This window comes from Hydrogenophaga sp. (genome assembly GCF_050182545.1).
GTDB lineage: Bacteria > Pseudomonadota > Gammaproteobacteria > Burkholderiales > Burkholderiaceae_C > Hydrogenophaga.
Window position 1 is genome coordinate 223,777 of record NZ_JBFXCD010000003.1, and the last position, 18,225, is coordinate 242,001.

Here is an 18,225-nt window from a genome sequence, read left to right on the forward strand (position 1 = left end):
GGCGTTCAGACCGAGAAGGGCTGCTGTTTGAGGAACGCCGCGGCCGGTCCGAGCGTGAACAGGTTGGGCGACTGCGTGGGGGGCAGGCCGGCGCGCACACGCGCGTGCAGGCTCGCGTAGCTGCCCTTGAAGCTGCCGTTGTTCCACACACCGAGCAGTTGTTCGGTGAAGGCGCCGTTGTGGTTGCCGTCCATCGAGAACTGGTTGTCCTGGCAGCCCGAGATCAGGATCACCGCCGGATGGAAGTCCTTGACGATCGCGGTGAGCCGGGGACTCACGGTGACGTTGGCCAGCGCCGTGTCGGGATCGTCCACCGCGCCACCGGCGGCTTTGGCCACGTCGGCCTGCAGCTGGTCATAAAAAGCCTTGTGTTCGGCATAGACGCGCAAGCCCACGGCGCGCGGCATGATGCGTGGGCGGTGCTCGGGCGTGCCCGGCGCGGGGCGCGCGGCGCGCACCACGGTGCCGCTGTGGCAACTGTCGGAGAGCACCAGGATGCGCACGCCGGCCTTGAAGCGGCTGAGTTCGTAGTAGAGCTCGTCGTCGATCAACTGGCCGTCGAACAGGCACCAGGTCTCGTCGAGCTTGTCGGGTTCCTCGCCGCTCACGTCGGGCACCTGGCCGCCGTGGCCTGAATAGCTCATGAAGAACAGGTCACCCGCCACCAGAGCCCTGGCGGCCTTGCGGACGGCTGCAAGGACGCTGGCGCGTGTGGCCTTTTTCGTGAGCAGCACGGTGCTCTTCATGCCCGCAGACTTCGAGATCGCCGCCATGTCGTGGGCATCGAATTCACAGGCAGCGAGTGGGCCGGTCCAGCCGGCGTAGTGGTCGGCGCTCACCTCGTTAATGCCGATGTGCAGTCCAAGGGCATGGGGTTTGCGCTGGGACGTGGTGCTTGCCTTGCGGGTCATGGCTCCCCCTGGTGACAGCTTCCAGATGTGAGATTCGTCACAAATTCTGGACGCATCGCTGGGTGCACGCAAATCGCAATGTGTAAGTGATTGTCAGTAGTTCCCGCAATGCGCGCGGCGGCCGGTGGACACGCGGGCCCCCGTGCTTGCCCAGCCAGGCCGGGCAACTGCCCCCGCCCCGAGCGGCCCATGCTCCTGATTTGAAAGCTGCGCGTCAGCTTCGCGGCTTTCTTCTAGGGGCATTCCCTAGCTTTGGGAGAAAAGGTGGCCCAGCGCAATTTATCTGTAAGCAAGCGAAAACAAAGTCCGCCGCGTAGCGCCTCGGACCGTGTGTTCGTGGCGTGCACAAGTGTGGCGGCCCACGCCGTCCGATCGACAGGCATCACTTCTTCAGGAGATGACTTTTATGAATAGCGACAGCAACGCAAAGGCCTACTGGTCTGCCACGCTGGGCCTGCTGACCAAGGTGTTGGTCATCTGGTTCCTGGTGTCCTACGGAGCGGGCATTCTGTTCGCGCCGCTGCTCAACGGCATCACGCTGGGTGGCTATCCCCTGGGCTTCTGGTTCGCCCAGCAAGGCTCCATTTACGTGTTCATCGCGCTGATCTTCTGGTACGCCCGCAAGATGAGCCAGATCGACCGCCGGTTCGACGTGCACGAAGACTGATCAACAGGACATTCCCATGGATCTCCAAACCACCACCTACCTCTTTGTCGGGGCCAGTTTCGCGCTGTACCTGGGCATCGCCTTCTGGGCACGCGCGGGCAGCACGTCCGAGTTCTATGTCGCCGGCGGCGGGGTGCACCCCGTCACCAACGGCATGGCCACCGCAGCGGACTGGATGTCCGCCGCGTCCTTCATCTCCATGGCCGGCCTGATCTCCAACATGGGCTACGGCGGTGCCGTGTTCCTGATGGGATGGACCGGCGGCTACGTGTTGCTGGCCATGCTGCTCGCACCGTACCTGCGCAAGTTCGGCAAGTTCACGGTGCCCGAGTTCATCGGCGACCGCTTCTATTCGAAGACGGCGCGCAACGTGGCCGTGCTGTGCCTGCTGGTGGCTTCGCTGACCTACATCATTGGCCAGATGACGGGCGTGGGCGTGACCTTCGCGCGCTTCCTGGGCGTGAGCAGCGCGCAGGGCATCTACATCGGCATGGCGATCGTCTTCGCCTACGCGGTGTTCGGTGGCATGAAGGGCATCACCTACACGCAGGTGGCGCAGTACATCGTGCTGATCCTGGCCTACCTGGTGCCGGCGTTCTTCATCTCGCTGAACCTCACCGGCAACTTCCTGCCGCAGCTGGGCCTGGGTTCGGACATGGCGGGCACCGATGTGTCGCTTCTGAGCAAGCTCGACCAGGTGGTGACCGACCTGGGCTTTGGCCAGTACACGACCACAGCTGCCGGCTCGACGCTGAACATGTTCTTCTACACCGTCTCGCTGATGATCGGCACGGCCGGCCTGCCGCACGTGATCGTGCGCTTCTTCACCGTGCCCAAGGTGTCCGATGCCCGCCTGTCCGCTGGCTGGGCGCTGGTGTTCATCGCGCTGCTGTACACCACGGCCCCGGCCGTCGGTGCCATGGCCAAGCTCAACCTGCATGGCACGGTCAATACCGCCGTGGGCCTGACCAAGGACGAAGACGGCCGCATTTCCGTCAACTCGGACGTGGTCAAGGCCAATGGCGATCTGTACGCCACCGAAGCCAGTCTGTTGTACGAGAAGCGTCCCGAGTGGATGAAGCGCTGGGAAAAGACCGGCCTGCTCAAGTGGGAAGACAAGAACGGCGATGGCCGCATCCAGTACTACAACGACAAGACCAAGAGCGATGTCGTCAAGGGCAAGGCCGAGGCTGCGGGCTGGAAGGGCAACGAGCTGACCGTCAACGCCGACATCATCGTGCTGGCCAACCCGGAAATCGCGCTGCTGCCCAACTGGGTGATCGCGCTGGTCGCCGCCGGTGGCCTGGCCGCCGCGCTGTCCACGGCCGCGGGCCTGCTGCTGGCGATTTCGTCGGCGGTCTCGCACGACCTGATCAAGGGCGCGATCAAGCCCGACATCAGCGAGAAGGGTGAACTCATGGCGGGCAAGATCGCCATGGCCGTGGCCATCTTCGTGGCGGGCTGGCTGGGCCTGAATCCACCGGGCTTCGCGGCGGGTACCGTGGCCCTGGCCTTCGGTATCGCGGCCTCCACGATCTTCCCGGCGCTGATGATGGGCATTTTCAGCCGCACCATGAGCGACAAGGGCGCTGTGGCCGGCATGCTCGCGGGCCTGTTCGTGACGCTGTTCTACGTGTTTGCGCACAAGGGCATCTTCTTCATCAAGGGCACTGAGTACCTTGACGTTGTGGGTGGCGCCAACGGCTTCTTCACCATCACCCCCGAGGCCTTCGGCACCGTGGGCGCGATCGTCAACTTCGGCGTGGCCTTCCTGGTGAACAAGATGTCGCCCCCGGCACCGAAGCACATCCAGGAACTGGTGGAGTCGGTGCGCGTGCCTCGTGGCGCGGGTGCGGCCACCGGACACTGAGCCCGAGCGTCCCGGGCTGGCTGTGAGCGGCCGGCCCGCAGACACCTGATGCGAAACCCCGTCGGCATGCTGACGGGGTTTCGCGCTTCTGGACACCGCTGGAGGACAATCCGGCGTGAGGAACACCCGACCATGCAACTGCCCAGCGTCTTCATCTTCAACTGGATCTTCCTGCTCGCCCTGTTTCCGGTGGCGTTCTTCTGGCTGCGCCGGGCCTGGCGCATCGGCGTGCGGCGCGACTTCTCGGAGGTGGCGCTCAAGAAGGGCATGGCCCCGCCCGACGCCGAGCGCTATGCGCCGTACGAAATGCTGATCAACCTCGCGGGGGGCCTGGTGATGGTGGGCGTGCTGGTGGCCGTGCTGGGCTTCCAGGCGCTGGCCTCCGACCAGTGGATCGCCGTGGCCGGCGTGACGCTGTGGCTCAAGCTGTTTGCCTCATTCGCCCTGAGCCGGCAGGCGCACGGCATCGGCAAGAAGAAGGCCGCGCCGGAGCGCTGACGCGCTCAGTACTCCAGCCGCTCGGGCCGGATTTCCTGCAGGATGGTGGTGGCGATCTCCTCGATCGACTTGGTCGTGGTCGAGAGCCAGCGAATGCCCTCGCGCCGCATCATGGCCTCGGCCTCGCTGACCTCCATGCGGCAGTTGTCGAGGTTGGCATAGCGCGAGTTGGGACGGCGTTCGTTGCGGATCTCGCTCAGGCGCTCGGGCGCGATCGTCAGCCCGAAGATCTTCTTGCGGTGCGGCACCAGTGCGGGTGGCAGCTTGCGGCGCTCGAAGTCTTCCGGTATCAGCGGGTAGTTCGAGGCCTTCAGGCCGTACTGCATGGCCAGGTAAAGCGATGTCGGCGTCTTGCCGCTGCGGCTCACGCCGACCAGGATCACATCCGAGCCTTCCAGGTCCTTGTGGCTCTGGCCGTCGTCGTGCGCGAGCGAGAAGTTGATGGCCTCGATGCGGTCGTTGTACGCCTTGCTCTTGGAGGCGTCCGAGAAGCGGCCCACGCGGTGGTTGGACTTGATGCCCAACTCATGCTCCAGCGGCGCGACGAAGGTGCCGAACATGTCGAGCATCATGCCTCGGCAGTGTTCGCGGAACACGGAGAGCACGTCCATGTTGACCACGGTGGTGAACACCAGCGGGCGCTGGCCTTCGAGCTCGGCCGTGTGGTTGATCTGGCGCACCGCCTGATGGGCCTTGTCCACACTGTCCAGGAAGGGCAGGCGCACGCGGCGGACCGTCGCCTCGAACTGGGCCAGGATGGCGTTGCCGAAGGTCTCGGCGGTGATGCCGGTGCCGTCCGAGATGAAGAATGCCGTTCTGCTGGGCATGAGGCCGCGTCCTTACAATGCTGGGTGTTGTGCCGGGGCCATTATCCAGCCGCCGGCCCCCGCATCTGCTTCCTTGCCCGGTGCCAGACCCACAACAGAACAACAGGTCGCCCCGCTGGCGCATGGAACCCCGGTTTTTCAACCTTAGGAGCTTTCCCATGTCCCAGCTGTTTGGAGCGACCGATCTGGTCGTGCCTTTCGAGAAATTGCGAATGAGCGACGTCGAGGCCGTCGGCGGCAAGAACGCCAGCCTTGGCGAGATGATTTCGCAACTGCCCACCGGCGTGAAGGTGCCCACCGGCTTCGCCACCACGGCCCATGCCTTTCGCCAGTTCCTGAAACACGACGGCCTGACCGCGCGCATCAACGCCCGCCTGGACGCGCTCGACACCGAGGACGTGCGCGCGCTGGCCGAGGCCGGTGCCGAGATCCGCGCCATGGTGGAGAACCAGCCGTTCCCGGCCGATCTGGAGCAGGCCATCCGCGACGAATTTGCGAAGCTGAGCGCCGGCAACCCCCAGGCTTCGTTCGCGGTGCGTTCCTCGGCCACCGCCGAGGACCTGCCTGACGCGTCCTTTGCCGGCCAGCAGGAGACCTTCCTGAACGTGGTCGGCATCGACGATGTGCTGCACAAGATGAAGGAGGTGTTTGCCAGCCTCTACAACGACCGCGCCATCAGCTACCGCGTGCACAAGGGCTTTGCCCATGCCGACGTGGCGCTGTCGGCCGGTGTGCAGCGCATGGTGCGCTCCGACCTGGGCGCGGCCGGCGTGATGTTCACCATCGATACCGAGAGCGGGTTTGAGGACGTGGTCTTCATCACCTCCAGCTACGGTCTGGGCGAAACGGTGGTGCAGGGCGCCGTCAACCCCGACGAGTTCTATGTGCACAAGCCCATGCTCAAGGCGGGCAAGCGCGCGCTGATCCGCCGCAACCTGGGCAGCAAGCTGATCCAGATGGTGTTCAGCACGCCGCAGGAGAAAGCCGCTGACGGGCCGATGAAGGGCAAGCTGGTCAAGACCGTGGACGTGGCCGTCGAGCAGCGCAACCGCTACAGCCTGAGCGACGCCGACGTCGAGCAACTGGCGAAATACGCGCTGGTGATCGAGGAGCATTACGGTCGCCCGATGGACATCGAATGGGGCAAGGACGGTACCGACGGCCAGCTCTACATCCTGCAGGCACGCCCGGAGACAGTGAAGAGCCAGAGCGCCGGCAAGACCGAAGTGCGCTACAAGCTCAAGGGCAAGGGCGCGGTGCTGGCGTCGGGCCGCGCCATTGGCCAGAAGGTGGGCACAGGCCCGGTGCGCCTGGTCCACAACATCAGCGAGATGGACAAGGTGCAGCCCGGCGATGTGCTGGTCACCGACATGACCGACCCGAACTGGGAGCCGGTGATGAAGCGCGCCAGCGCCATCGTCACCAACCGCGGCGGGCGCACCTGCCACGCGGCCATCATCGCGCGCGAGCTCGGCATTCCGGCCGTGGTGGGTTGCGGCGATGCCACCGACTTGCTCAAGGACGGCACGCTGGTCACCGTGAGCTGCGCCGAAGGCGATACCGGCAACATCTACGACGGTGTGCTCGAGACCGAGATCACCGAGGTGCAGCGCGGCGACATGCCGGCGCTGGACGTGAAGATCATGATGAACGTGGGCAACCCGCAACTGGCTTTCGATTTCGCGCAGATTCCCAACGGCGGTGTTGGCCTGGCGCGGCTGGAGTTCATCATCAACAACAACATCGGCGTGCACCCCAAGGCGATCCTGGACTATCCGCAGATCGACGCCGACCTGAAGAAGGCGGTGGAGTCGGTGGCACGTGGACACGCCTCGCCGCGCGCGTTCTACGTGGACAAGGTGGCTGAGGGCGTGGCCACCATCGCTGCGGCGTTCTGGCCCAAACCGGTCATCGTGCGCCTGTCCGACTTCAAGAGCAACGAGTACCGCAAGCTGGTCGGCGGCTCGCGCTACGAACCTGAGGAAGAGAACCCCATGCTCGGGTTCCGCGGTGCCGCGCGCTACATCAGCGAGGACTTCCGCGAGGCCTTCGCCATGGAGTGCGAGGCGCTCAAGCGCGTGCGCGAGGACATGGGCCTGACCAACGTGCAGGTGATGGTGCCCTTCGTGCGCACGCTTGCGCAGGCCGAACGCGTCACGCAGTTGCTGGCCGACAAGGGCTTGAAGCGCGGCGAGAACGAGCTCAAGGTCATCATGATGTGCGAGATCCCCAGCAACGCGGTGCTGGCCCGGGAGTTCCTGAAATTCTTCGACGGTTTCTCGATCGGATCGAACGACCTGACCCAGCTCACCCTGGGCCTGGATCGTGACTCGGGTCTGGAACTGCTCGCGCACGACTTCGACGAACGCGACCCGGCCGTGCAGGCCATGCTGAAGATGGCCATCGGTGCCTGCAAGGCCGAGGGCAAGTACGTCGGCATCTGCGGCCAGGGTCCCAGCGATCACCCGGACTTCGCGCAGTGGCTGCGCGACGAGGGCATCAGCTCGATTTCCCTGAACCCGGACTCGGTGGTCGACACCTGGCAATTGCTGGCGGCGAAGGCGTCGTAGGTTCCGGTTTGCCGCGCGCGGCATGAAGGCGGTGGGGTGTCGAACCCACCGCCTTTTTCATGTGCGGTTGCAACAGGTGTGGCGTGGGGGCTGGGGCACAATCACCGAAGGCATTGGCGGCGATGCACCGCCTGTGCCGTTGAGGAGACCCGCATGTTCCAAGGCCTTGCTGCCCAACGTCTGGTGGCCCTGTTCTTTGCCGGCTGGGCACTGTTCAATTTCCCTTTGCTGGCGCTCTGGGACCACGACGCCACCTTGTGGGGGCTGCCGCTGTTTCCACTCGCGCTGTTCGGGGTCTGGGCCGCACTGATCGCGGCGCTGGCCTGGGTGGCCGAGCGCGGCATCGACGCCGAGCGGCCTGACTGAGCACCCGAGCCGCCGGCCATGCTGTCCGCTCCACTGGTCATCGGCGTTTCCTTCGCCTATCTGTTGCTCCTGTTCGCCGTGGCCTACTGGGCCGATCTGCGCGCCCTGCAGGGGCGTTCGGTGATCGCCAGCCCATGGGTGTATGCGCTGTCGCTGGCGGTGTACTGCACCGCCTGGACCTACTTCGGCAGTGTCGGCCGCGCGGCCACGTCGGGTGTGTGGTTCCTGCCGATCTACCTGGGCCCGATGCTGGCCATGCTCCTGGCCTGGATGGTGGTGCGCAAGATGATCCGCATTGCCAAGACCTGGCGCATCACCTCCATCGCCGACTTCATTGCCAGCCGCTACGGCAAGAGCCAGCTGCTGGCCGGCCTGGTGACGTTGATCACGGTGGTGGGCATCGTGCCCTACATTGCGCTGCAGCTCAAGGCGATCGCCAGTGGTTACGCAGTGCTGACCTCGCCGCTGGGCCAGCCGGCGGTGCAGAGCGCGGACTGGTGGAGCGACAGCACGCTCTATGTGGCCATTGCGCTGGCGGGTTTCACCATCGTGTTCGGCGCGCGCCACCACGACAGCACCGAACGCCACGAAGGCATGGTGGCAGCGATCGCGTTCGAGTCCGTGGTCAAACTGGTGGCGTTTCTCGCGGTCGGCCTGTTCGTGAGCTTCGGCCTGTTCGGCAGCCCGGCCGAATTGTTCGAGCGTGCCCGCGAAATCGAGGCACTGCGCCTCCTGCTGCAGTTCGACCAGGGCCAGCCGTTTGCCTACGCCCAGTGGCTGGGACTCACCCTGCTGGCCATGCTGTCGGTGATCTTCCTGCCGCGCCAGTTCCAGATGATGGTGGTGGAGAACGTCGACGAACAGCACCTGCGGCGCGCGGTCTGGGCGTTCCCCTTGTACCTGTTGCTGATCAACCTGTTCGTGCTCCCGATTGCCGTCGGTGGCCTGCTGCATTTCGGCGTCGGCCGCATGGACCCGGAGACCTTCGTGCTCTCGCTGCCGCTGTCGCAGGGCTGGTACGCGCTGGCGCTGTTCGCCTTTGTCGGTGGCTTGTCGGCCGCCACCGGCATGGTGATCGTCGAGGCCATTGCGGTCTCCACCATGGTCTGCAACGACCTGGTGATGCCGCTGTTGTTGCGCATGCACCGCTTCGGCGCGCGCGCCAGTGGTGACCTGACCGGCCTGTTGCTGCTGATCCGGCGTCTGGCGATCCTGGGCATCCTGCTGCTGGGCTATCTGTACTTCCACCTCGCGGGCGAAGCCTATGCGCTGGTGAGCATCGGGCTCATCAGCTTCGCGGCGGTGGCGCAGTTCGCGCCCGCGCTGCTGGGCGGCATGTACTGGAAAGGCGGCACGCAGGGTGGGGCACTCACCGGCTTGCTGCTGGGCTTCGGCTTCTGGGCCTACACCCTCATGTTGCCCTCGCTGGCCAAGTCGGGCTGGCTGCCCGGTGGTTTTCTGGAACATGGCCCCTGGGGGCAGGCATGGCTGATGCCCGAAACCTTCCTCGGCCTCAAGGGACTGGACAACCTCACGCACTCGCTGTTCTGGAGCCTGCTGGCCAACCTGGTGGGGTATGTGGGTGTGTCTCTGTGGCGCCCACCGTCGGCGCGCGAGACCAGCCAGGCCCTGCTGTTCGTCGACGTATTCCACCGCAACGCCGGGACGCGGCCGGTGTTCTGGCAGGGCAAGGCCCAGGTGTCGGCCCTGCTGCCGTTGGTCGGTCGTTTCCTCGGCGTCGACACGGCTCAGCGCCTGTTCACCGAGTACGCGCACCGTGTGGGCGTCGCGCGCGTTGACCAGATTCCGGCCGATGCGCGGCTGGTGCATTTCGTCGAGACCCAGCTGGCCGGTGCCATCGGCAGCGCCTCGGCGCGCGTGATGGTCTCGTCGGTGGTGGAGGAGGAAGCGCTTGACCTGGACGATGTGATGCGCATCCTGGACGAGGCCTCGCAGCTGCGCGCCTACTCGCATGCGCTGGAAGACAAGTCTCGCTCGCTGGAGCAGGCCACGGCCGAATTGCGAACGGCCAACGAGCAGCTCAAGAGCCTGGACCGCCTCAAGGACGACTTCATGTCCTCCGTGACCCACGAACTGCGCACACCCTTGACATCGATCAGGGCGCTGGCCGAACTCATGCGCGACGATGCGAACATGGACACCGCGCAACGCCAGCAGTTCGTCGACATCATCGTGGCCGAGACCGAGCGCCTGAGCCGGCTGGTGAACCAGGTGCTGGACATGGCCAAGATCGAGGCCGGCCACGCCGAGTGGCACACGACCACGCTGGACATGCGCGAGTTGCTCGAACAGGCGGCACGCACCATGGAGGAGACCTGCCGTGAGCGCGGCGTGGTGCTGGAGCGGGTGTTGCCCGAGCGGGTGCGCCCGATCCGCGCCGACGCCGACCGGCTCACGCAGGTGGTGTTGAACCTGCTGTCGAACGCCGCAAAATACGCTCCTCGGGGCACGGGTCATGTGGTGCTGAAGCTGGAGGAGACCGACGAAGGCGTGGAAGTGCTGGTGCAGGACAATGGGCCTGGCATTCCGCTGGACCAGCAAGACATGGTGTTCGAGCGGTTTCGGCAGGTGGAGGGCGATGCCCACTACCGGCCAGGGGGCACAGGCCTGGGTCTGCCGATCAGCCGCCAGATCGTGGCCCACTTTGGTGGGCGCATGTGGCTGCGTTCCGCCCCCGGCCAGGGCGCCACGTTTGGCTTCTTCCTGCCACGCGCGGTGGTATTGGCCACCTGACCACGGAGACAACGCATGGGCCACAAGATCCTGATTGCGGACGACGAACCGAACATCCTGATTTCGCTGGAGTTCCTCATGAAGCGCGAGGGGTTCGAGGTGGTGCTCGCGCGCGACGGCCAGGAGGCCATCGATGCCATCGTGCGCGAGCGCCCGGCGTTGGTGCTGCTGGACGTGATGATGCCGGTCAAGACCGGCTTCGACGTCTGTTGCGAGGTGCGCGCGAACGACGCTTTGCAGGACACGCGCATCGTGATGCTCACCGCCAAAGGGCGCGACACCGACGTGGCCAAGGGACTGGCCCTGGGGGCCAATGCCTACATGACCAAACCCTTCTCCACCCGAGAGCTGGTGGACAAGGTGCACGAGATGCTGGGGCAGGGGGGCGGATGAGCGCGACGTGCCGTCCCACGGAGTTCTTGCGATGAGCCGGCGTCGCCCTGTTGACCGCCGATGGCTTGCGGGCGTGGCCGCCCTCTGTGCGGGGGTGGCACTGTGGCTGGTTCTCGTCGCGGTGGTGCTATGGGCCGCGCTGGACACGGCGCAGCGCGCCGAGGTGGCGTCCATGCTGGGGCCGCGCGCCCCCCTGCTCGTGCTCATGGGGCTGGTGCTCGTTGCTGCTGCGGGGGTGACCGTGCGCGCTTTGCTGGCGCACTTCGTGGCGCCCGCAGCCCAGCTGGTCGAGCAGGGGCGGGTGCTGGCCAGCACCGAAGTCGAGCGCGAGCTGCCCGCGCGAGGCAGCGCCGAAATCCGGGCGCTCGCCCATCTGATCAATCACCTCGTGGCGCAGCTCACCCTGCTGCGCCGCGACATGGACACACGCGTGCGCGAAGCGAGCCGGGACATCGAACAGGAGAAAAGCCGCCTGGCCGCGCTCATGTCCGAGCTTACGCAGAGTGTGGTGGTCTGCAACCTGGACGGGCGCGTGCTGCTCTACAACCAGCGCGCGCGCCAGCAGTTCCAGGCGCTTTCGCACACCTCGGGCGTGGGTGGCGGCGCGGAGTTGCTCGGCCTGGGGCGCTCCATCTACACCGTGTTTGACCGCAAGCTGGTGGCGCATGCACTGGAGAACATCCAGCAGCGCATGCTGCGCGGCATCGGGCAACCCTCGACCCAGTTCGTCACCACCACCGCGACCGGGCAACTGCTGCGTGTGCAGATGGCGCCCGTGCGCTCGGCCCAGGCCATGAGCCTGCCCGACACCGCCGAACTGGTGGCCGACCGCGCCGAGCTCAGCGGCTTCGTGTTGATGCTCGACAACATCACCCGCGACTACGAGCAGGCGTCCCACCGCGACCACGCGTTGCACGCATTGACCGAAGGCAGCCGCTCCGCCCTGGCCAACATGCAGGCGGCGCTCGACGTGCTGGACCACCCTGATCTGGAGACTTCGGCGCGCGAGCGTTTTCTGGGGGTGATCCGCGAAGAGACGCGGGCGCTGAGCCAGCGCATCGCCGTGCTGGACGCCGAAGCCTCCCGCGGCTTCAAGGCACGCTGGCCACTCGAGGACATGTTGGGCACCGACCTGTTGAACGCGGCGATGCGGCGCATTGAGACGGTGACCGGGATGTCGGCCACCACACTCGAAGTGGACGCCTCTTTGTGGCTGAGGGTGGAGAGCTTTTCGCTGTTGCAGGTGCTGGTGTACCTGGCGGGCCGGCTGTCCGACGAATTCGGTGTGCGCTTTGTGGAACTGCGGCTCACGCCCGCGCCTGCGGCCAGCGGCCGCGCGCAGCTCGACTTGATCTGGTCGGGCCAGGCCATGAGCACCGAGACCGTGATGAGCTGGGAGCTTGATCCCATGAAGGTGGGCGGCGCCGATGCTGCAGGCCTGACGGTGCGCGATGTGGTCGAGCGTCACGGTGGCGCGTTCTGGTTCGAGCGCGAGCGCACGCGCCACCATGCTTTCTTCCGGCTGCTGGTGCCGCTGGCCGATCCGCAGGACCGATCGGACGCGACGCTGTACCTGCGCGGAGAGAGCCGGCCCGAGTACTACGACTTTGACCTTTTTCGCACCACCGAGCAGACCCGTTCGCTGGATGATCGGCCGCTGAGCGATCTGGCCTACACCGTGTTCGATACCGAAACCACCGGCCTGGACCCGGCACAGGGTGACGAGATCATCCAGATCGGCGCGGCGCGCATCGTCAATGGCAAGCTGCTGCGCCATGAATGCTTTGAACAACTGGTGAATCCCCGCCGGGCGATTCCCGCCGCCTCGATTCCGATCCATGGCATACAGCCTTCCATGGTGGCCGATCAGCCAGCCATCGCCGAGGTGCTGCCGGCCTTCTGGGCGTTTGCGCAAGACACGGTGTTGGTGGCGCACAACGCGGCTTTCGACATGCGTTTTCTGCAACTCAAGGAGAAGCAGACCGGCGTGGTGTTCGATCAGCCGGTGCTCGATACGCTGCTGTTGTCGGCCGTGCTGCATCCCAACCAGGATTCGCACCGGCTGGAAGCCATCGCCGAGCGCCTCGACGTGCCCGTGATTGGTCGGCACACCGCCATGGGCGACGCCATGGTGACCGCCGAGATATTCCTCAAGCTGTTGCCACAGCTGGCCGAGCGTGGCATCCACACGCTGGGGCAGGCACGCGAGGCTTCTCAGCGGACGTACTACGCGCGCCTGAAGTACTGAGGCGTCTGGACACGCCGCGTGGGACGCTCAGAAGCGCCCGGCCTGAAAGCGCTGGCCCAGGACCTCCTGCAAGGTCTTGACGACCCGGAACGCGTCCTTGAGCTGGGAACGCTCGAAATTGGATACCTCCGTTGGGCTCAGGAAGTTGTCGGGCGGTTGCCCCTGGGCCATCTGGCGCGCCTGGTGCCGGATGCGCGTGGCGGCCAGAAACTCCAGCGCGTCGCGCAGATCCCGCGCGCTGTGTTCACTCAGGACGCCGCTGCTCGCGGCGTGCAGCAGCCGGTCGTGCGTGTTCACGGATTCGTCTCCACCACCCAGAGCACACACGCGCGCCAGATCGACGATGGGCACGATGCCGTTGTGCTTGAGGTCCACCGTGCCCTTGTGTTCGCCGCTGCGCAGCAGCGTGAGCTGGTTGAACATGCCCAATGGCGGCTGGTGGCTCAAGGCATTGCCCACCATGTAGGCCAGGAAGATGCTTTGCTTTCGGGTGCGTTCGAGCACATCGCGGCGCAACGTGTCCAGCAACTCACCTCGGCCGTGCACGGCCCGCAGGTCGAAGAACACGCAGGTCAGCATCAGCGACTTTGGGTCGGGTTCGTCAATCCAGCGCGCGAACAAGTCGGCCCAGCGTCTGCACGGCAGCCGCCACGCATCGTTCATGGCCATCATGTCGCCCGGGCAGTGCACGTAGCCGCAGGCGTGCAGGCCGTCGCACACCCGCCGCGCGAGGGAGCGGAAGTAGTCACCGTGGCGCGCCTCGTCGTAGCTGTCGTCCAACACGAGAGCGTTGTCCTGGTCGGTTTTCGCGGTCTGTTCGCTGCGCGCCTGGGAGCCTGCCGCCACCCAGACGTAGTCCACCGGGGGTGGCCCCAGCTCGCACTCGGCGAGGTGCAGCAAGCGGATCGTGACCGCGTCGGTGATCGCCGTGATGATGTGGCCGGTACCGTAGGCCGTTGCACTGGCCGCGGCCAGACTCTGTTGCAACTGCGGCACCTTGGCGACGGCCTTCTGCAGGCCTTCGACCGTGGTCTGCTTGTGGATCTCGCCCGCGATGAAGACCGCCGAACCGCTGTTGTGCTCGGTCAGGTCGTTGGCGGTCAGAAGGCCGACCACACGGTGCCCATCGAGCACCGGCATGTGATGGACGTTGTTGCGCGCCATGAGCAGCAGCGCATCGAAGGCCATGCCGTCGACGTCGACGCACACCGGTGCGAGCGTGGCGATGTCCATCACCGGGCGCTGCGTGTCGATGCCCGTGGCCACGACCCGGTTGCGCAGGTCGCGGTCGGTCACCAGACCGAACAGAACGCCCTGCTCGACAATCAGCACAGAGGACACGCGCTGCTCGCTCATGAGTTGTGCCGCATCGCGGATGGTGGCTGTTGCGGGCAGAGCGACAGGCGCCCGCTGGATCAGCGAGCGCAGCGGCGTGGCCAGGATGTTGGGGGCGGTGTCGGCGGCATTGGCGGCTTGCGTCATGGCACTGCGATGGTGTCATGAACGAGTACTTTGGTCATCCCGGAAATCGCGCTTCGCCTGCTCTGCGGGTATACACCTAGAGGGTTTCGCCTCGCCGTGCAGCGCAGCGCTGCCTTTTGTAAGAACGCGGTAAGGTAGCGCTCCAGAATGGCGCCAAGCTACCCGAGGGCTTCATGCTGCTGTTTGTCTCCGCTGTCAAACTCGTTGCCGAAATTGCCCTGCTTGCCCTGTTTGGCCAGTGGGTCCTGGGCCTGTTGGCCGGCAAACGAAAACACCAGAACCTGTTCTATCAGGTGCTGCAGCAGGTGGGCCTGCCTTTTGTGAAGGTTGCCCGCTTCCTGACCCCCAGGGTCGTGCTCGAACGCCACCTCCCCCTGGTGGCGTTCCTGCTTCTGGCCTTCGTGTGGCTGGCGGCAACCTGGGCCAAGATCAACCACTGTCTCAAGATCGGGGTGGCGCTGTGTCAGTGAGCCGCACCCTCGATCAGATGTTCGCGCGCTGGCAGATGCGTGTCCTGCTGCTGCTCGGGCAGCGCCAGACGGCGCTGGACCGTCTGGACGCATGGCTGCAGAACGACCCCGCTGACGTGTACGCGCTCGCGACGCAAGCCCATTTGCGGGCGGAGATGGGCGACAAGGCAGGGGCATTGCAGGCGTTGCAGCGCCAGGTGGCCCTGCAACCACAGGCGGCGCCTCCCTGGTTCAACCTGGGATTCCTCAGCGAAGAAATGGGTCTGCTCGAACAGGCCGAAGAGGCGTTTCGGCGCGCACTCGACATCGACCCCAGGCTCGACCGTGCCTGGTACGGCCTGGCGCTGAGCCTCATCCGCCAGCAGCGTTTCGACGAAGCCGTCACCGCGCTGCGCAAGAACACAGAACTGCAACCCATGAGCCCCTACGGCTGGTACCAGCTGGCCCGGGTTCATGTCGACCGGCAAGAACCCGAGGAGGCGGCGAAGATCATTCGCCACCTGCGCGGGTTCGAGCCCAAAGTGGCTGCGCAGCTGGAGCGCGAGACCGGCCTGGGGTCATCCCGGGCCTGATGTCGCGCCACGGTAGCGTGGCTGAGAAAAGGGGTCTATGGCGCCAGCTGTCGACCGAAAAACGCGGACCGGTTGCAGACCGTCTGGAGGAGATGGGCGGTGTTCGTGACGTGCCCGAAAGGGTGTTGTTGATGGAGGTCGATCGCATGGAACTGACAGACAAGCACCGCCGTTACTGGCGGAAAAACCTGAACGTCACGGCCACATTGCTCGCAATATGGTTCGTGGTCACATTCGTCGTGAGCTACTTCGCCCGCGAGCTGAGCTTCAACTTCTTCGGATGGCCCTTCAGTTTCTGGGTGGGCGCGCAGGGGGCCCTGGTGGTGTACGTGGCCATCATTGGTTACTACGCCTGGTACATGAACAAACTCGACATCGAGCACGGTGTCGAAGAGACCGAGGAGTAACACCATGGCAGGCATGTTTGAAACTGCAGGCGCAGGCGGAGGCTCCAACAAGGCCTTCAAGCAACAACTCAACAAGGTGTACAAGTGGTACACGGGTGGCTTCTTCATCTTCGTGGTGGCCCTGGCCATTCTCGAGCAGATGGGCTTGTCGCGCGAATGGATCGGCTTCATCTTTCTGTTGGCCACCATCGGTCTGTACGCCGGCATCGGCATCATGAGCCGAACCACCGACGCCGCCGAGTACTACGTTGCAGGACGACGGGTACCCGCCGTCTACAACGGCATGGCCACCGGCGCGGACTGGATGTCTGCCGCGTCGTTCATCGGTATGGCCGGGACCCTGTACCTGACGGGCTACGGCGGACTGGCCTTCATCATGGGCTGGACCGGAGGCTACTGTCTGGTGGCGCTGTTCCTTGCGCCCTACCTGCGCAAGTTCGGGCAGTTCACCATTCCCGACTTCCTGGGTGAACGCTACGGCGGCAACCTGCCGCGCTTCATCGGCATCTTCGCCGCCATCCTCTGCTCGTTCACCTACGTGGTGGCGCAGATTTACGGCGTGGGCATCATCACCTCGCGCCTGACTGGCGTGGCGTTCGAACTCGGCGTCTTCCTGGGTCTGGGTGGCATTCTGGTGTGCTCCTTCCTGGGGGGCATGCGCGCGGTGACGTGGACGCAGGTTGCGCAGTACATCATCCTGATCATTGCGTACATGATCCCGGTGGTGTGGCTGTCGGTGAAGCAGACCAGCGTGCCGGTGCCGCAGGCCATTTATGGCCAGCAGCTGCAGAAAGTAACGCAGGCCGAAGCCAAGCTGATTGCCGACCCGAAGGAGATCGAGGTTCGCGACATCTACAAGCAGCGTTCTGCCTCCCTGGCCGAGAAGCTCAAGGACCCCGCCGCCGCGCTGGTTGCCGACAAGGCCGCTGCCGAAGCCAGGCTGGCCGAGCTGCGCGCCGCCAACGCCCCGACGGCGGACATCACCGCCGCCGAGAAGACACTCAGTGGCTTGCCCAGTGACCCGGCTGCAGCCAAGGTTGCGTGGACCAAGGCCAAAGCCGGCGCAGATGCCAAGAGCAAGCCGCTCAACGGCATGCCGCGGCATGCCCAGCAGTTCGCTGGCGACCCGAACGGCGACGATGCGGCCAAAACCGCGTTCGACACCTCGCGACGCAACTTCCTGGCGCTCATCTTCTGCCTGATGATCGGCACGGCGGCGCTGCCCCACATCCTGATGCGCTACTACACCGTGCCCAGCGTGAAGGAGGCCCGTCAGTCGGTGACCTGGTCGCTGTTCTTCATCTTCCTGCTGTACTTCACCGCGCCTGCCCTGGCCGTGATGGTGAAGTACGAGGTGCTGACGGTGCTCGTGGGCACGCCGTTCAACAACTTGCCGGAGTGGATAGGCGCCTGGAACCGGGTGGACCCGACCCTGCTGTCCGTGACGGATGTCAACAAGGACGGCTTGCTGCAGCTCAATGAGATGAGCATCGGCGGCGACATCATCGTGCTGGCCGCGCCCGCCATCGGCGGCCTGCCGTATGTGGTGTCCGGTCTGGTTGCGGCGGGTGGCCTGGCCGCAGCGCTTTCGACCGCCGACGGCCTGCTGCTGACGATCGCCAATGCGCTGTCGCACGACCTGTACTACAAGATGATCGACCCCAATGCCTCGACCGCGCGCCGCGTGACCATCTCCAAGGTCCTGCTGCTGGTGGTGGCACTGTGCGCGGCGTACGTGGCGGCGCAGAAACCGGCGGACATCCTGTTCCTGGTGTCGGCTGCGTTCTCGTTCGCGGCGTCGGCGTTCTTCCCGGCTTTGGTGCTCGGCATCTTCTGGAAGCGCGCCACCGGGACGGCAGCCTCGATCGGCATGGCCGCCGGCCTGGGCGTCACGTTCTACTACATGGTGACGACGCAGCCCTGGCTGCGCGGCGTCTTCGGCGTGACCTCGCCCGTGGAACTCTGGTGGGGCATTCAGCCGATCTCGGCTGGTCTGTTCGGTGTGCCGGTGGGCTTTGCCATCATCATCCTGCTCAGTTTCGTCACCCCGGCACCCAGCCGCAAGGTGCAGGAACTGGTGGAGCATGTTCGCTACCCGAGCCTGAAGATGAGCTGATTCCAGCGCTTTTCCGCTCGCTTGACCCACCCGGCGCAACGCCGCCTGGTGGGTTCCCAACCCGGCCCGTTTTG

At 65.3% G+C, this 18,225-nt stretch carries 15 protein-coding genes; 12 read left to right on the top strand and 3 right to left on the bottom strand.

The window, feature by feature from the left end; all coding sequences use genetic code 11:
• Positions 1-5: 5 nt before the first annotated feature.
• On the bottom strand, positions 6-911 hold the full coding sequence (locus AB7P10_RS04900; RefSeq protein WP_428292718.1) for a caspase family protein: 906 nt from the start codon (positions 909-911) through the stop codon (positions 6-8).
• A gap of 406 nt (positions 912-1,317) precedes the next feature.
• On the opposite strand from AB7P10_RS04900, the gene AB7P10_RS04905 reads away from it, so the two are divergent.
• From AB7P10_RS04905 to AB7P10_RS04915, 3 genes are all read left to right on the top strand, one after another.
• Positions 1,318-1,578, top strand: a complete 261-nt coding sequence (locus AB7P10_RS04905) for a DUF4212 domain-containing protein (RefSeq protein WP_428292719.1) — start codon at positions 1,318-1,320, stop codon at positions 1,576-1,578.
• Positions 1,579-1,594: 16 nt separating this feature from the next.
• Positions 1,595-3,448 (top strand): sodium:solute symporter family protein, encoded by a 1,854-nt coding sequence (locus AB7P10_RS04910; RefSeq protein ID WP_428292720.1) that lies wholly within the window; start codon positions 1,595-1,597, stop codon positions 3,446-3,448.
• Between the two features lie 132 nt (positions 3,449-3,580).
• On the top strand, positions 3,581-3,946 hold the full coding sequence (locus AB7P10_RS04915; RefSeq protein WP_428292721.1) for a hypothetical protein: 366 nt from the start codon (positions 3,581-3,583) through the stop codon (positions 3,944-3,946).
• A gap of 5 nt (positions 3,947-3,951) precedes the next feature.
• Here the strand turns inward: AB7P10_RS04915 and ppsR are convergent, their stop codons facing one another.
• Positions 3,952-4,773: a posphoenolpyruvate synthetase regulatory kinase/phosphorylase PpsR gene (gene ppsR, locus AB7P10_RS04920; RefSeq protein WP_428292722.1), complete on the bottom strand. Its 822-nt coding sequence runs from the start codon at positions 4,771-4,773 to the stop codon at positions 3,952-3,954.
• Between the two features lie 158 nt (positions 4,774-4,931).
• Between ppsR and ppsA the strand changes: the two genes are divergently transcribed.
• The 5 genes from ppsA to AB7P10_RS04945 all read left to right on the top strand — a co-directional run bounded on the left by ppsA (position 4,932) and on the right by AB7P10_RS04945 (position 13,104).
• Entirely contained in the window at positions 4,932-7,343 is a 2,412-nt protein-coding gene (ppsA, locus tag AB7P10_RS04925; RefSeq protein ID WP_428292723.1) for a phosphoenolpyruvate synthase, read from the top strand.
• A gap of 153 nt (positions 7,344-7,496) precedes the next feature.
• A complete protein-coding gene (locus AB7P10_RS04930; protein WP_428292724.1) occupies positions 7,497-7,709 on the top strand; it encodes a hypothetical protein in 213 nt (70 codons plus the stop codon).
• A gap of 18 nt (positions 7,710-7,727) precedes the next feature.
• Positions 7,728-10,463: an ATP-binding protein gene (locus AB7P10_RS04935; protein WP_428292725.1), complete on the top strand. Its 2,736-nt coding sequence runs from the start codon at positions 7,728-7,730 to the stop codon at positions 10,461-10,463.
• A gap of 15 nt (positions 10,464-10,478) precedes the next feature.
• On the top strand, positions 10,479-10,856 hold the full coding sequence (locus tag AB7P10_RS04940) for a response regulator transcription factor (protein ID WP_428292726.1): 378 nt from the start codon (positions 10,479-10,481) through the stop codon (positions 10,854-10,856).
• A gap of 31 nt (positions 10,857-10,887) precedes the next feature.
• Positions 10,888-13,104, top strand: coding sequence for an exonuclease domain-containing protein (locus AB7P10_RS04945; protein ID WP_428292727.1), 2,217 nt, complete (start codon positions 10,888-10,890; stop codon positions 13,102-13,104).
• A 27-nt stretch (positions 13,105-13,131) separates the two neighbouring features.
• Here the strand turns inward: AB7P10_RS04945 and AB7P10_RS04950 are convergent, their stop codons facing one another.
• Complete coding sequence (locus tag AB7P10_RS04950) at positions 13,132-14,586, bottom strand: putative nucleotidyltransferase substrate binding domain-containing protein (RefSeq protein ID WP_428292728.1); 1,455 nt, start codon at positions 14,584-14,586, stop codon at positions 13,132-13,134.
• 173 nt (positions 14,587-14,759) lie between these two features.
• Between AB7P10_RS04950 and AB7P10_RS04955 the strand changes: the two genes are divergently transcribed.
• The 4 genes from AB7P10_RS04955 (at position 14,760) to AB7P10_RS04970 (ending at position 18,151) form a co-directional block, all read left to right on the top strand.
• Positions 14,760-15,056 carry a hypothetical protein gene (locus AB7P10_RS04955; RefSeq protein ID WP_428292729.1) on the top strand — a complete coding sequence of 99 codons (297 nt, stop codon included), beginning with the start codon at positions 14,760-14,762 and terminating at the stop codon, positions 15,054-15,056.
• Complete coding sequence (locus AB7P10_RS04960) at positions 15,053-15,628, top strand: tetratricopeptide repeat protein (protein ID WP_428292730.1); 576 nt, start codon at positions 15,053-15,055, stop codon at positions 15,626-15,628. Before AB7P10_RS04955 ends, AB7P10_RS04960 begins: the two co-directional genes overlap by 4 nt.
• A gap of 146 nt (positions 15,629-15,774) precedes the next feature.
• Positions 15,775-16,035: a DUF4212 domain-containing protein gene (locus AB7P10_RS04965; protein ID WP_428292731.1), complete on the top strand. Its 261-nt coding sequence runs from the start codon at positions 15,775-15,777 to the stop codon at positions 16,033-16,035.
• Between the two features lie 4 nt (positions 16,036-16,039).
• Positions 16,040-18,151 carry a sodium:solute symporter family protein gene (locus AB7P10_RS04970; RefSeq protein ID WP_428292732.1) on the top strand — a complete coding sequence of 704 codons (2,112 nt, stop codon included), beginning with the start codon at positions 16,040-16,042 and terminating at the stop codon, positions 18,149-18,151.
• The last annotated feature ends 74 nt before the right edge of the window (positions 18,152-18,225 follow it).

What these genes read in the sequence shown, in the direction of transcription:
- AB7P10_RS04940 (WP_428292726.1), top strand. Translation starts at nt 10,479, where the DNA reads ATGGGCCACAAGATCCTGATTGCGGACGACGAACCGAACATCCTGATT.
- ppsR (WP_428292722.1), bottom strand. Translation starts at nt 4,773, where the DNA reads ATGCCCAGCAGAACGGCATTCTTCATCTCGGACGGCACCGGCATCACC.
- AB7P10_RS04935 (WP_428292725.1), top strand. Translation starts at nt 7,728, where the DNA reads ATGCTGTCCGCTCCACTGGTCATCGGCGTTTCCTTCGCCTATCTGTTG.
- AB7P10_RS04945 (WP_428292727.1), top strand. Translation starts at nt 10,888, where the DNA reads ATGAGCCGGCGTCGCCCTGTTGACCGCCGATGGCTTGCGGGCGTGGCC.
- AB7P10_RS04950 (WP_428292728.1), bottom strand. Translation starts at nt 14,586, where the DNA reads ATGACGCAAGCCGCCAATGCCGCCGACACCGCCCCCAACATCCTGGCC.
- AB7P10_RS04910 (WP_428292720.1), top strand. Translation starts at nt 1,595, where the DNA reads ATGGATCTCCAAACCACCACCTACCTCTTTGTCGGGGCCAGTTTCGCG.
- ppsA (WP_428292723.1), top strand. Translation starts at nt 4,932, where the DNA reads ATGTCCCAGCTGTTTGGAGCGACCGATCTGGTCGTGCCTTTCGAGAAA.
- AB7P10_RS04970 (WP_428292732.1), top strand. Translation starts at nt 16,040, where the DNA reads ATGGCAGGCATGTTTGAAACTGCAGGCGCAGGCGGAGGCTCCAACAAG.
- AB7P10_RS04915 (WP_428292721.1), top strand. Translation starts at nt 3,581, where the DNA reads ATGCAACTGCCCAGCGTCTTCATCTTCAACTGGATCTTCCTGCTCGCC.
- AB7P10_RS04930 (WP_428292724.1), top strand. Translation starts at nt 7,497, where the DNA reads ATGTTCCAAGGCCTTGCTGCCCAACGTCTGGTGGCCCTGTTCTTTGCC.
- AB7P10_RS04900 (WP_428292718.1), bottom strand. Translation starts at nt 911, where the DNA reads ATGACCCGCAAGGCAAGCACCACGTCCCAGCGCAAACCCCATGCCCTT.
- AB7P10_RS04965 (WP_428292731.1), top strand. Translation starts at nt 15,775, where the DNA reads ATGGAACTGACAGACAAGCACCGCCGTTACTGGCGGAAAAACCTGAAC.
- AB7P10_RS04905 (WP_428292719.1), top strand. Translation starts at nt 1,318, where the DNA reads ATGAATAGCGACAGCAACGCAAAGGCCTACTGGTCTGCCACGCTGGGC.
- AB7P10_RS04955 (WP_428292729.1), top strand. Translation starts at nt 14,760, where the DNA reads ATGCTGCTGTTTGTCTCCGCTGTCAAACTCGTTGCCGAAATTGCCCTG.